Origin of the sequence: Streptomyces sp. SudanB52_2052 (genome assembly GCF_964272415.1) — a bacterium.
Lineage (GTDB): Bacteria > Actinomycetota > Actinomycetes > Streptomycetales > Streptomycetaceae > Streptomyces > Streptomyces olindensis.
On sequence record NZ_OZ186796.1, the window covers coordinates 2,430,553 to 2,443,233 of the forward strand.

The 12,681-nt window shown below is 73.9% G+C and carries 11 protein-coding genes; 6 read left to right on the forward strand and 5 right to left on the reverse strand.

The genetic code is table 11. The features are described from left to right. The first annotated feature begins 296 nt into the window (after positions 1-296). The gene (locus tag ACSUPV_RS10550) at positions 297-521 is read left to right on the forward strand and encodes a hypothetical protein (RefSeq protein WP_436947371.1); all 225 of its coding nucleotides are present in this window, start codon (positions 297-299) and stop codon (positions 519-521) included. Next, complete coding sequence (locus ACSUPV_RS10555) at positions 503-850, forward strand: hypothetical protein (RefSeq protein ID WP_436947372.1); 348 nt, start codon at positions 503-505, stop codon at positions 848-850. The genes ACSUPV_RS10550 and ACSUPV_RS10555 overlap by 19 nt, the downstream gene beginning before the upstream one ends. A 51-nt stretch (positions 851-901) precedes the next feature. Here the strand turns inward: ACSUPV_RS10555 and ACSUPV_RS10560 are convergent, their stop codons facing one another. Together ACSUPV_RS10560 and ACSUPV_RS10565 are read right to left on the reverse strand one after the other, a co-directional pair. Continuing rightward, a complete protein-coding gene (locus tag ACSUPV_RS10560; protein WP_359791390.1) occupies positions 902-2,194 on the reverse strand; it encodes an AI-2E family transporter in 1,293 nt (430 codons plus the stop codon). A gap of 90 nt (positions 2,195-2,284) precedes the next feature. Beyond that, the gene (locus ACSUPV_RS10565; protein ID WP_031116956.1) at positions 2,285-2,479 is read right to left on the reverse strand and encodes a DUF3046 domain-containing protein; all 195 of its coding nucleotides are present in this window, start codon (positions 2,477-2,479) and stop codon (positions 2,285-2,287) included. An 80-nt stretch (positions 2,480-2,559) separates the two neighbouring features. Here ACSUPV_RS10565 and ACSUPV_RS10570 point away from each other — a divergent pair, with 80 nt between their 5' ends. After that, positions 2,560-3,504, forward strand: coding sequence for a hypothetical protein (locus tag ACSUPV_RS10570; RefSeq protein ID WP_436947373.1), 945 nt, complete (start codon positions 2,560-2,562; stop codon positions 3,502-3,504). Here ACSUPV_RS10570 and ACSUPV_RS10575 read toward each other — a convergent pair whose 3' ends face one another. Genes ACSUPV_RS10575 through ACSUPV_RS10585 form a run of 3 tightly spaced genes read right to left on the reverse strand, consistent with a single transcriptional unit; the run spans position 3,505 to position 5,416 of the window. Beyond that, positions 3,505-3,813 carry an AzlD domain-containing protein gene (locus ACSUPV_RS10575; protein ID WP_037761492.1) on the reverse strand — a complete coding sequence of 103 codons (309 nt, stop codon included), beginning with the start codon at positions 3,811-3,813 and terminating at the stop codon, positions 3,505-3,507. Further along, entirely contained in the window at positions 3,810-4,562 is a 753-nt protein-coding gene (locus ACSUPV_RS10580) for an AzlC family ABC transporter permease (protein WP_436947374.1), read from the reverse strand. Before ACSUPV_RS10580 ends, ACSUPV_RS10575 begins: the two co-directional genes overlap by 4 nt. A 23-nt stretch (positions 4,563-4,585) precedes the next feature. Further along, entirely contained in the window at positions 4,586-5,416 is an 831-nt protein-coding gene (locus ACSUPV_RS10585; RefSeq protein WP_436947375.1) for an AraC family transcriptional regulator, read from the reverse strand. 114 nt (positions 5,417-5,530) lie between these two features. On the opposite strand from ACSUPV_RS10585, the gene ACSUPV_RS10590 reads away from it, so the two are divergent. The 3 genes from ACSUPV_RS10590 to ACSUPV_RS10600 are packed head-to-tail and all read left to right on the forward strand — an operon-like array spanning position 5,531 to position 12,143. Beyond that, positions 5,531-10,462 (forward strand): ATP-dependent helicase, encoded by a 4,932-nt coding sequence (locus ACSUPV_RS10590; protein ID WP_436947376.1) that lies wholly within the window; start codon positions 5,531-5,533, stop codon positions 10,460-10,462. Between the two features lie 59 nt (positions 10,463-10,521). Then, positions 10,522-11,346 carry an Fpg/Nei family DNA glycosylase gene (locus ACSUPV_RS10595; protein ID WP_031116964.1) on the forward strand — a complete coding sequence of 275 codons (825 nt, stop codon included), beginning with the start codon at positions 10,522-10,524 and terminating at the stop codon, positions 11,344-11,346. A gap of 32 nt (positions 11,347-11,378) precedes the next feature. Beyond that, positions 11,379-12,143 carry an SDR family NAD(P)-dependent oxidoreductase gene (locus ACSUPV_RS10600; RefSeq protein WP_037761484.1) on the forward strand — a complete coding sequence of 255 codons (765 nt, stop codon included), beginning with the start codon at positions 11,379-11,381 and terminating at the stop codon, positions 12,141-12,143. The last annotated feature ends 538 nt before the right edge of the window (positions 12,144-12,681 follow it).

A 12,681-nucleotide genomic window follows, 5' to 3' on the forward strand; every position in this document is an offset into this window, starting at 1 on the left:
TCGCTTCACGTCAAAGACGCTAACGCCTGCCACTGACAATGCGCCCCGACGCCCGTCCGGCCTGTGGATAACTCGGGCACTTCTCCACCCAAAGTACGTCGAAACGCCCTTCGTTGAGCCTCGCCGGAGACTCCATAAGAATGGATGTTCGATTTACGTGTCAAGCGCACCACGGGGCCCTTCCGGCACGGGTCCGCACACGCCATTCGGCACGGGCCGCACGGTACCGGTGCCGGTACCCCTACCGGAGTACCGTGCCCTGACAGCCGGGGCCTGCCCCGGGGAGGGGGAGACGGATGTGCCGGATCGACGTGGCGGCCAAGGAGGCCGCCGTCGCACGGTTCCTCGAGGAGTTCCCGCGCGCACCACGGGCCGGCCGGGCCCACCCCGCGCTGCGCGGCTGCGAGGACATCGCCTGGGCGGAGTTCCCCGGCTGTCCCGCCGGGATCCGGCCCTGCTGCGCGCACTGCTCGATCCGGCCGCGGCTCCGGAGGCCGAGCGGGTGCTCGGCAACGTCCTGATGGACGGTGTCTTCCGCATGGGTCCCGCCATGCCGGCGGCCCTGCCGTTCCTGCTCCGTCTGGCGGCCGGCCCCGAGACCTCGAGGCGGACCGGGCTGGTCGAGCTCCTGCTCGTCGTCGCGGAGCTCTCAGCGCCCGTGGACGGGGGCGGCGAGCGGGCGGTCCGGGTCTTCGGCAGCGACCGTGACCACCCGGAACGCGCACAGTGCCGGGCCGTGTTCGCCCAACATGCCGACCTGGTGCGCGGTCTGCTGGACGACAGGACGCTGCCCGACGGATTCTTCGGCCCCGACGAGCGCGTGAGCCTTCTGCGGGCCGCGACACCATGAGGGCCGGGCGGCCTCCAGCCCTTCAGGAGGGGCCGGGCGGCATCCGGCCCCTCAGGAGGGGCTCTCGCCGGAACCCGGGGCCTCGGGCCGCTCGCCGGACCCCGGGGTCTCGGGCCGCTCCGCCCCCGGCCGCCGGGCCCACAGCAGCCTCGCGCGCGTGATCACGCCCGGCCCCTCCCCGCGGCGGTGGTGGCCGTGCACCCGGGGGTCGTCCGTGACGTCGTACCGCTTCACGTACGCCCCCAGGAACGCCTGGAGCGTGGCGATGGCGGGAATGGCGATCAGCGCGCCGACGGCACCGAGGAGCGCCGTGCCCGCGATGACCGAGCCGAAGGCGACCGCGGGGTGGATGTCGACGGTCTTGGAGGTCAGCTTGGGCTGCAGCACATAGTTTTCGAACTGCTGGTAGATCACCACGAAGATCAGCACCCACAGCGCGTACCAGGGGTTCACCGTGAACGCGATCAGCATGGGCAGGGCGCCCGCGAGATACGTGCCGATCGTGGGGATGAACTGCGACACCAGGCCGACCCACACGGCGAGCACGGGGGCGTAGGGCACGTCCAGGACCTGTAGCAGGACGAAGTGCGCTATGCCGGAGATCAGCGCCATCAGGCCGCGGGAGTAGATGTAGCCGCCGGTCTTGTTCACCGCGATCTCCCACGCGCGCAGCACCTCGGCCTGCCGGGCGGGCGGCAGGACGGAGCAGAGCGCGCGGCGCAGCCGCGGGCCGTCGGCGGCGAAGTAGAACGAGAACAGCGCGATCGTCAGCAGCTGGAAGAGACCGCCGATGACCTGGGCGGACACGTCCAGCACGCCAGTGGCGCTGTTCTGCACGTAGTTGCGCAGCCAGTCGGAACGGAGCAGGCCCTCCTGGATGTCCACGCGCTTCAGGTCGGTCTTGAAGTGCGTGTTGATCCAGTTGATGACGGAGTCGAGGTACTCGGGGAAGCCCTCGATCATCTTGATGATCTGGTCCGCGAGGATGGAACCGAGGAGCGTGACGAAGCCGGCCGCCACGATCATCACGCCGATGAAGACGACGAACGTGGCCAGCCCTCGGCGCATGCCGCGCGAGGCCATCCAGCTCACCGCGGGTTCGATGGCGAGCGCCAGGAAGAACGCGATGAGGACGTTGATCAGCAGGCCGGTGAGCTGGTGGAAGGCCCAGCTGCCCAGCTGGAACACGGCGACGAGAGCGAGCGCGAGCACCATGGCGCGCGGCAGCCAGCGCGGCATGCGGCCGTTCGTCCCGGCGGTCCCGCCGACCGGGGGGCCGGTGGGCGGGGTCGTACCGAACGGGGACTGCTGGGCTGCCTGCCCGGTCTCGTCAGTGGGTGCCACGCACCAAGTCTCGCCCACGCCACCGACAGCCGTCTGCCCGCCTGCGATCTTCGGGACCGGCCGGCGGTCTGCGAGGACGGCCCGCAGGGATCAGCGCTTCTCCCTGGGCACGTCCATCACCGCGCAGACCACGTGCCAGACGTCCTTGGCGTCCCAGCCGGCCGCCAGCGCCTCGTGCACGGTGCGTCCGCCGAGCTCCGACATCACGTGGTCGCGCGCGAAGGTGTCGGCGTAGCCCGGACCGAAGTGCTCCGCCATCCGCTGCCAGAAGACCGTCAACCGCATGACTCCAGTATCCCGCCCCTGGGGGTGGGCCTGAGCCGTGACCGCCTGCCGGCGCCGCTTTCCGCCCTACGGTCTGACCCATGGCCGAAACAGGAGCTACCGCACTCCCCCCGACGCCCCCGCCGCACACCCCCGTGGCGCGCGCCGAACGCTTCGTCTGGCTCACCGCGCGCGTGCTGGAGCAACGCCTCTTCGCCCACCACTTCCGGGACGGCGGCGCCGACCCGGTGGAAACCGCCCTGGACGCCTACCGCAACGACGACGGCGGGTACGGCCACGCCCTGGAGCCCGATCTGCGCGGTCCGGTCAGCCAGCCGCTGCACACCGCCCGCGCCCTGCGCGTCCTGGACGCCGTCGGACGCTGCGCCGGCCAGCGCGTGGAACGCATGTGCCGCTATCTGACGTCCGTCTCCACGGCGGACGGCGCGCTCCCGGCGATCCACCCCGGCCAGCGCGATTACCCGACGGCCCCCTTCGTGCCGGTCGTGGACGACCCGCCCAGCGACCTGCTGGCCACCGGACCGGTGGTCGGGCTGCTGCACCGCAACGAGGTGTGGCACGCCTGGCTGTTCCGGGCCACGGACTTCTGCTGGCAGGCGGTCGAGTCCCTGGAGAAGTCGCACCCGTACGAGATCGAGGCCGCCGTGGCGTTCCTGGACTCCGCACCCGACCGCCCGCGCGCGGAGGCGGCCGCCGACCGCCTGGGTCGCCTGGTACGCGCACAAGGCCTGGCGGCCCTGGACCCCGACGACCTGGACGCGTATCCGGTCTCCCCGGGGTACGCCCCGGGCGAGCATCACTTCCCGCACGACTACGCGCGGACACCGCGGTCCCTGGCGCGCGCGTGGTTCACGGACGACGAGATGGCCCGCTCCCTGGACCACCTCGCGGCTCAGCAGCAGGAGGACGGCGGCTGGCCGGTGCGCTGGCGCCAGTGGGCCCCGGCACCCGCGCTGGAGGCCCGTCCGATGGTGACGATCGAGGCCCTGCGCGCCCTCCACGCGTACGGCCGCGCCATCGGCTGATCAGGCCCCCAGGGCCCGCACCCCCGCCGTCACCGCCACGGCCGCCGCGACGACGAGCAGGAACGGCGCGCGCAGCACCAGTGCCACGGCGGCTGCCGCGAGTCCGGCGGCCCGGGCGTCCAGCACCAGCGTCCGCCCGTCGGCGAAGGTCTGCTGCGCGGTGAGGGCCGCGAGCAGCGCGACGGGCAGCAGCGCGGCGAGACGCCTGACGACGGGGCGCTCCAGGGCTCCCGCGGGCACCAGCAGCCCGGCCAGCTTGACGGCGTAGCACCCGAGGACGGTCACACCGATGGCGATCCAGACGTTCATCGCGAGTCCTCCCGTCCCCTGCGGCGGCCGTCCGCCCACAGCACGATCGGCGCCGCCAGCGCGGCCGTCAGCACCGGCACCCCCGCGGGCAGGACGGGCAGCAGCCCGAGCCCCAGCAGCACGGCGAGCCCGGCGACGGCCCGCTCTGCGACGGTCTTCAGCATCGGCGCGAGCAGCGCCAGGAACACCGCCGGTCCTGCGGCGTCCAGCCCCCACGCGTCGGTGTCCCCGAGGGCGCCGGCGCCCAGGGCACCGAGCAGTGTGGTGAGGTTCCACAGGACGTACAGGCTCAGCCCGGTCACCAGGAACCCGAGTCGCGCACCGCGCCGGGTGGGCTGGGCGAGCGCGACAGCGGCCGTCTCGTCGATCACCCACTGGGCGGCGAACGGCCGCACCGCGCGCGGGAGGGCCAGCAACTGGGACAGCCGCAAGCCGTAGAAGGCGTTCCGCACGCCCAGGAAGAAGGCTCCGGCGGCGGCCGTGAACGGGCCGCTGCCGGCCGCGAGAGCCCCCACCAGGGCGAACTGGGACGCCCCGGTGAACACCAGGAGACTGAGCGCGCAGGTCTGGAGCAGCGAGAGGCCGCTGCCGGCCGAGGTCACACCGAAGGCGAATCCGGACAGCCCCACGGCGACCCCGACACCCAGGGCGTCCCGCACGACCGCACCGTCCGGCTTCCCGTCCGTTCCTGTGTCTGTGTCTGTGTCTGTATCTGTTTCTGTGTCTGTTAGAGCTGTCGGTTCTGCCACGCACCGCAACGTACGGTCGGTCCCTACGGCACGTCTTGTACGTTCTTGCGCTCCCGCTGGTAGGCCCCCGGAGGGACCCCGACGATCCGGCTGAAGCGCCGGTTGAGGTGCGGCTGGTCGGTGAACCCCACGGTCAGCGCCACCTCCGAGGGTGCCGTGCCCGCGTCCAGCAGGCGCCGCGCCCTGCGGACCCGCGCGTCCGTGAGCCATGTGTGCGGCGGCATTCCGTAGGCGTCCCGAAAGGCCCGCAGCAGGGCGAACGGGCTGGTTCCGAGGTCGGCCGCCAGTTGCTCCAGGGTCGGCGGCCGTGCCATCCGCTCCTCCAGCACACCACGCGCGCGTGCCGCGATCCGAGCACCGGCCGTCCGCACCTTGCGCTGCGGCATCGGACCTCCGTTCAACCGCAGCAACCTGGTCACGGCGACTCTGAGCAGTGTGTCCGCGGCCAGCGCGTTGCCCTCGTCGGCGGCCCGCAGCACCTGGTGCACCAAACCGACGGCATATGGATCGTCCAGGACCGGGCTGACGAACCCCGGTGTCCCGCGCAGTGCCGTCGTCTCGGCCGCGATCTCCGCCACCACGTCCGCCGACGGGTACACGGCCCCGTACCGCCACCCCTCGGGCACCCCGGCCCGCCCGGTGTGCGGAGTGTCCGGATTGACCAGCGCGAGGGCCCCGGCCCCCGCGTACTGATCGCCTCCGCCGTGGTGGAAGACCTCCACCCCGTCGGCGATGGCAGCGATCACGAAGTTCTCGTGGGTGTGCCGCACGAACGTCTTCCGCACATACCGAGCCCGCAGCAGATCGACCCCGGGCAGTTCGTCGTACCGCCAATGCCGCGCTCGCTCGCTCACAGGACCATTGTCCGCGGCGACGACGACCCGCGGGCACGGCCCCCGTCCCCGTCGAGACGGCCGACGGACTCGCGACGGCCCGCCGTTGTCAGTGCCGGGGTGCACGATGGACGCATGCCCAGCAACACGCACCGAGCCCTGGACGGCTTCTCCCCTGCGACCCGCGCCTGGTTCACGGGCGCCTTCCCCGCGCCCACCTCGGCCCAGGCGGGCGCGTGGCAGGCCATCCACGAGGGCTCGGACGTGCTGGTCGTCGCCCCCACCGGTTCCGGCAAGACCCTGGCCGCCTTCCTCGCCGCCCTGGACCAGCTGGCCTCGACCCCTCCCCCGGCCGACTCCAAGAAGCGCTGTCGGGTGCTGTACGTCTCCCCCCTGAAGGCCCTGGCGGTGGACGTCGAGCGCAACCTCCGCAGCCCCCTGACCGGCATCCGCCAGGAGTCCGTACGGATGGGCCTGCCCGAGCCCGAGGTCAGGGTGGGCATCCGCTCGGGCGACACCCCCGCCGCCGAGCGCCGCGCCCTGTCCACACGCCCGCCGGACATCCTGATCACGACCCCCGAGTCCCTGTTCCTGATGCTGACGTCGGCCACGCGCGAGGCGCTGACCGGCATCGAGACGGTGATCCTGGACGAGGTGCACGCGGTCGCGGGCACCAAGCGCGGCGCCCACCTCGCGCTCTCCCTGGAGCGGCTGGACGACCTCCTGCCGAAGCCCGCCCGCCGCATCGGCCTGTCGGCCACGGTCCGCCCGGTCGACGAGGTCGCCCGCTTCCTCTCCCCCCGCCGCAAGGTGGAGATCGTCCAGCCGGAGTCGGGCAAGGAGTTCGACCTCTCCGTGGTCGTCCCGGTCGAGGACCTGGGCGAGCTGGGCGGCTCCCCGGTGTCGGACGGCTCGGAGGGCGCCGAGCGGCCGTCGATCTGGCCGCATGTCGAGGAGCGGATCACCGACCTGGTCCAGTCCCACCGTTCCACGATCGTCTTCGCCAACTCCCGGCGCCTCGCGGAGCGCCTGTGCAACCGCCTGAACGAGATCGCGTACGAGCGGGCCACGGGCGAGCCCCTGGACGAGCACCACTCCCCGGCCGAGCTCATGGGCGGTTCGGGAGCCGCCCAGGGGGCCCCGCAGGTCATCGCCCGGGCCCACCACGGCTCGGTGTCCAAGGAGCAGCGCGCCCTGATCGAGGAGGACCTCAAGGCGGGCCGCCTGCCCGCGGTCGTGGCCACGTCCAGTCTCGAACTGGGCATCGACATGGGCGCGGTCGACCTCGTGGTCCAGGTGGAGTCGCCCCCCTCGGTGGCCTCCGGCCTGCAGCGCGTGGGGCGGGCGGGCCACCAGGTGGGCGCGGTCTCCACCGGCGTGGTGTTCCCGAAGTACCGCGGCGACCTGGTTCAGGCGGCGGTGGTCACCGAGCGGATGCGCACCGGCGCCATCGAGTCCCTGAGGGTCCCCGCCAACCCCCTGGACGTCCTGGCCCAGCAGCTCGTCGCGATGACGGCCATGGACACCTGGCAGTTCGACGACCTCCTCGCCGCCGTCCGGCGGGCCGCCCCCTTCGCCTCGCTGCCCGAGTCGGCCTTCACGGCAGTTCTCGACATGCTCGCCGGCCGCTACCCGTCGGACGCGTTCGCGGAGCTGCGCCCGCGTGTGGTGTGGGACCGCGTCACCGGTGAGATCACCGGCCGCCCCGGCGCCCAGCGCCTCGCCGTCACCTCCGGCGGCACGATCCCCGACCGCGGCCTGTTCGGCGTCTTCCTCGCGGGCGCCGACCCGAAGAAGGGCGGCGGCCGGGTCGGCGAGCTCGACGAGGAGATGGTCTACGAGTCCCGCGTCGGCGACGTCTTCACGCTGGGCACGAGTTCCTGGCGCATCGAGGACATCACCCGCGACCGCGTCCTGGTCTCCCCTGCCCCGGGCGTGCCGGGCCGGCTGCCCTTCTGGAAGGGCGACCAGCTGGGCCGCCCGCTCGAACTGGGCCGGGCGGTGGGCGCGTTCCTGCGCGAGGTCGGCTCGCTGCCCAAGGACGACGCCCGGCTGCGGCTGCTCGCCGCCGGACTGGACGCCTGGGCGGCGGACAACGTGCTCTCGTACCTGGACGAGCAGCGCGAGGCCTGCGGCCACGTCCCGGACGACCGGACGATCGTCGTGGAGCGCTTCCGCGACGAGCTGGGCGACTGGCGCGTGGTCGTCCACTCCCCCTTCGGCGCGCAGGTGCACGCCCCCTGGGCCCTCGCCCTCGGCGCCAAGCTGTCCGAGCGGTACGGCATGGACGCGCAGGTCATGCACGCCGACGACGGCATCGTGCTGCGCCTGCCCGACGCCGACCTGATGGGCTTGGACCTGCTGGACCAGGACCCGGTCAGGATGGGCCGGGAGTACGACGCCGAGCAGGCCCCCGTGGGCGCCGCCGACGTCGTCTTCGACAAGGGCGAGGTCGATCAGGTCGTCACCGACCAGGTGGGCAGTTCGGCTCTCTTCGCCTCCCGCTTCCGCGAGTGCGCCGCCCGCGCGCTGCTGCTGCCGCGCCGCAACCCGGGCAAGCGCACCCCGCTGTGGCAGCAGCGGCAGCGCGCCTCCCAGCTGCTCCAGGTGGCGAGCGAGTTCGGCTCGTTCCCGATCGTCCTGGAGGCGGTCCGCGAGTGCCTCCAGGACGTCTTCGACGTCCCCGGGCTCGTGGAGCTGATGGGCGACCTGGAGTCCCGCAAGGTGCGCCTCGTCGAGGTCACCACCCCCGAGCCCTCCCCCTTCGCGCGCTCCCTCCTCTTCGGCTACGTCGCCCAGTTCCTGTACGAGGGCGACTCCCCGCTCGCCGAGCGCCGCGCCGCCGCCCTGTCCCTGGACTCCCGGCTGCTGGCCGAGCTGCTGGGCCAGGCGGAGCTGCGCGAACTGCTCGACGCGGACGTGCTGACGGAGCTGGAGCGCGAGCTCCAGTGGCTCACGGAGGACCGCCGCGTCAAGGACGCCGAGGGTGTCGCCGACCTCCTCCGCCTCCTCGGCCCGCTCACGGACGCGGAGCTGGCCGAGCGGGGCGCCGAGCCGCAGTGGGCCCAGGAGCTGGCCGGTGCCCGCCGCGCCATCCGGGTCCGCATCGCCGGTGCCGACCACTGGGCGGCGATCGAGGACGCGGGCCGCCTGCGCGACGCCCTGGGCACAGCGCTGCCCGTCGGCGTCCCGGAGGCCTTCACCGAGCCGGTCAAGGACCCGCTCGGTGACCTCCTCGCGCGCTACGCCCGCACGCACGGCCCGTTCACGTCGACCACGGCGGCGGCCCGCTTCGGCCTGGGCGTCGCCGTCACCGAGGGCGCCCTCCAGCGGCTCGCCGCGGCCGGCCGGATCGTCCAGGGCGAGTTCCACCCGGCCGGCATCGGCCAGGAGTGGTGCGACGCGGCGGTGCTGCGCCGGCTGCGCCGCCGCTCCCTCGCGGCCCTGCGGCACGAGCTGGAGCCGGTGCCGCCGGCCGCGCTCGCCCAGTTCCTCCCCCAGTGGCAGCACATCGGCAAGGGGCACTCCCTGCGCGGCATCGACGGACTGGTGCGCGCCATCGAGCAGTTGCAGGGCGCGTCCGTGCCGGCCTCCGCCCTGGAGAAGCTGGTCCTGCCCTCCCGGGTCGTGAACTACACGCCCGCGATGCTGGACGAGCTCACCGCCGCCGGGGAGGTGGTCTGGGCCGGGGCCGGGTCCCTCCCCGGCAAGGACGGCTGGGTCTCCCTCTACGTGGCGGACGCGGCCCCCCTGCTCCTGCCGCCCCCGCACCCCCTGGAGCTGACGGCCCTCCACCAGTCCGTCCTGGACGCCCTCTCCGGCGGCTACGGCCTGTTCTTCCGCCAGATCGCCGACCAGGTCCGCGCCACCACCCACCCCGACGCCACGGATCCCCAGCTGGCCGACGCCCTGTGGGACCTGGCATGGTCCGGCCGCCTGACGAACGACACGCTCTCCCCCATGCGCTCCCTGCTCGGCTCGGGCCGTACGGCGGGTTCCACGGCCCACCGCGCCAAGCGCACGGTCCCGCGCGGCCGCTACGGCTCCCTGACGGCCGCGGCCCGCCCGGCGTCCCGCTCCGGCCCGCCGACCGTCGCAGGCCGCTGGTCCCTGCTCCCGGCCCACGAGCCGGACCCCACGGTCCGGGCACACGCCCTCGCCCGCACCCTCCTCGACCGGCACGGTGTGGTCACCAGGGGCGCGGTCTCGGCGGAGGGCGTCGAGGGCGGCTTCTCGGCGACGTACCGCGTCCTGTCCGCCTTCGAGGAGAGTGGCCAGGCCCGCCGCGGCTACGTGGTGGAGGGCCTGGGCGCGGCACAGTTCGCGATGGACGGGGCCGTGGACCGCCTGCGCGCGGTGTCCAACGCCCGCGACCGGGGCGAGGACCTGCCCGGCCCCCCTCCGGGCCGGGACGCCGATCCGTTCCCGGCCCACGACTTCGCCGACCCGTACGACCCGGCCCCCTCCACCGACCACACCGACGACCCGGGCCACGACGGCTTCCTCGACCAGGGCTCCCCCCGCGACACCTACGAGACCTACGACACCCCCGCCCCGTCCCCGGGCGAGTGGGTCTCGCCCCGCGACCGCGCCCCGCAGGGGCCCCCGCCCTGGCAGAACGGCGCACGCGCGGGGTACGACGGCTTCCCGGGCCGTCGCACCCGCCCGGACGCCACCGCCCGCGCCGTCGTCCTCGCCGCCGCCGACCCGGCGAACGCGTACGGCGCCGCCCTGGCCTGGCCCGAGCCCCCGACCGGCGCCGGGCACAAGCCGGGCCGCAAGGCGGGCTCCCTGGTGGTGCTGGTCGACGGCGAGCTGACGCTCTACATGGAGCGCGGCGGCAAGACCCTGCTCGCCTGGGCCGCCGACCCGGACGGCGACCCCGCCGGCGATCCCCGTCTGACCGCTGCCGCGGAGGCACTCGCGGCGGCCGCCCGAGCGGGCTCCCTCGGCACGGTCACGGTGGAGCGCGTCAACGGCGCCCAGGCCCTGACCTCCCCCATCGGCAGCCTCCTGGAAGGAGCGGGCTTCATCGCGACGCCCCGAGGACTCCGCCTGCGCGCCTGACGGCCCCACCGTCCGCCGACGCCCCGGCATCGCCCTCGTCCCCGTGCCACCCTGGACCCATGCCCGAAGGAGACACGGTCTGGCAGACCGCGAGACGGCTGCACGGCGCCCTCGCCGGCAAGGTGCTGACCCGCAGCGACCTCCGGGTGCCCCGCTTGGCCACGGCCGACCTCACGGGCCGTGCGGTCCTCGACGTCACCCCGCGCGGCAAGCACCTCCTGACCCGCGTCGAGGGCGGCCTGACCCTCCACTCCCACCTGCGGATGGACGGCTCCTGGAAGGTGTACGACAACGGCCGGCGCTGGACCGGCGGCCCCGGCCATCAGATCCGGGCGATCCTCGGCACCACCGACCGCACGGCCGTCGGCTACCGCCTCCCCGTCCTGGAACTCCTGCGCACCACGGACGAGCACCGCGCGGTCGGCCACCTCGGTCCCGACCTCCTGGGCCCCGACTGGGACCCCGACCGGGCCCTCGCCAACCTCCTCCAGGACCCGGCCCGCCCCCTCGGCGAGGCCCTGCTCGACCAGCGCAACCTCGCCGGCATCGGCAATGTCTACAAGAGCGAGCTGTGCTTCCTCCTGGGCGTCACCCCCTGGCTCCCCGCAGGCGACCTGCCCGCCGAGCGCGCCGCGAAGCTGCCCGCGCTCGCCAAGAAGCTGCTGGAGACCAACCGCGACCGCCCGATCCGCAGCACGACGGGCCGCCGCGGCCAGGACCTCTTCGTGTACGGCCGGGCGCCCCGCCCCTGCCTGCGGTGCGGCACCTCCGTCCGCCTGGCCGACCAGGGCGACGGCTCCCGCGAACGCCCCACCTACTGGTGCCCCACCTGCCAGCCGGGTCCCGCGCCCGCCGGACGCTTCCGGACCCGACCCACTAATTGACGCACCGTCAGAAACGCTCGTACGGTCCCTGTATGCCTGTCACGGCGTACGACCTCACCGGCCGGACCGCGTTCGTCACCGGCGCCGCGAGCGGCATCGGCCGGGCCTCGGCGCTCCTGCTCGCCGAGGCGGGGGCGACCGTGCACTGCGCGGACCGCGACGCCGAGGGCCTGCACGAGACGGCGGCCCTGATCAAGTCCGACGGTGGCACCGCCCACACACACGTCCTCGACGTCACCGACCGCTCCCGGCTGCGGCAGGCCATCACCTCCTGCGAACGCCTGGAGGTCCTGGCCGCGATCGCCGGCATCATGCACAGCAGCCCCGTACTGGAGACCCGGGACGAGGACCTCGACCGGGTGCTGGACGTGAACTTCAAGGGAGTGCTGTACGCCTGCCAGGAGGCGGCCCGCCTGATGATCGCCCGCGGCACCCGGGGCAGCATCGTCACCATGGCCTCGGGCGCCGTCGACACGGGCGGCCCAGGACTGCTCTGCTACGGAGCGGCCAAGGCGGCGGTCGTCCAACTGACGAAGACCCTCGCTACCGAGGTCGGCCGGCACGGCATCCGCGTCAACGCGGTCGCACCGGGCTGGATCCGTACGCCGATGACCGACCGCCACGACAGCGAGGCCCAGGCGCGCACGGAGTCCGTCATGGCCCGCATGTCACCCCTGGGCCGGGTCGGCGAACCCGAGGACATCGCCCATGCGGTCCTGCACCTGGCATCCGACGCCTCGGCCTTCACGACGGGCCAGATCCTCCGCCCGAACGGGGGCGTGGCGATGCCGTGGTAGCGCCGTGGCGATGCCGTGGTAGCCCCGACCCCACCACTCAGCCGGCCACCACCGCACCGCTCCACGCCAGACGACCACACACCCCGCGGCCCGACCACCAACCCCCACCCGTCCCCGCCACTCGACCACGGACACACACTCACCCCCACCGTCCGGCCACCGGCGCCCACTCACCCCCACGGCCCGACCACCGACGCCCACCCACCCCACCGCCGACCGACAGCCACCCACCCCACAGCCCGAGCACGGACGCCCCACTCCCACCACCGACCACCGACGCCCGACGCACCTCCACCGCCGCCCACCGACAGCCACCCACCCCACAGCCTGCCCCCACAGCCCCTCACCCCCGCCGAGCCACCGCACCTCGCCCCCGCCCCCACCCCCGCAACACCGCACTCCACCCCCGCGACACTCCACCCCGACCCCCCACCCCCCAGCCCCTCCGCCACCGCCCCGAACCAACCGCCCCCCGCGCCCGCCCCTTCGCCACACAGTGCACCGGCAGCACACTCAGCCCCCACCCACCGGCCGCGAC

Excerpts from the sequence above, each read along its gene's own strand:
- ACSUPV_RS10595 (WP_031116964.1), top strand. The coding sequence starts at position 10,522 with ATGCCCGAAGGAGACACGGTCTGGCAGACCGCGAGACGGCTGCACGGC.
- ACSUPV_RS10570 (WP_436947373.1), top strand. The coding sequence starts at position 2,560 with ATGGCCGAAACAGGAGCTACCGCACTCCCCCCGACGCCCCCGCCGCAC.
- ACSUPV_RS10550 (WP_436947371.1), top strand. The coding sequence starts at position 297 with ATGTGCCGGATCGACGTGGCGGCCAAGGAGGCCGCCGTCGCACGGTTC.
- ACSUPV_RS10600 (WP_037761484.1), top strand. The coding sequence starts at position 11,379 with ATGCCTGTCACGGCGTACGACCTCACCGGCCGGACCGCGTTCGTCACC.
- ACSUPV_RS10575 (WP_037761492.1), bottom strand. The coding sequence starts at position 3,813 with ATGAACGTCTGGATCGCCATCGGTGTGACCGTCCTCGGGTGCTACGCC.
- ACSUPV_RS10590 (WP_436947376.1), top strand. The coding sequence starts at position 5,531 with ATGCCCAGCAACACGCACCGAGCCCTGGACGGCTTCTCCCCTGCGACC.
- ACSUPV_RS10565 (WP_031116956.1), bottom strand. The coding sequence starts at position 2,479 with ATGCGGTTGACGGTCTTCTGGCAGCGGATGGCGGAGCACTTCGGTCCG.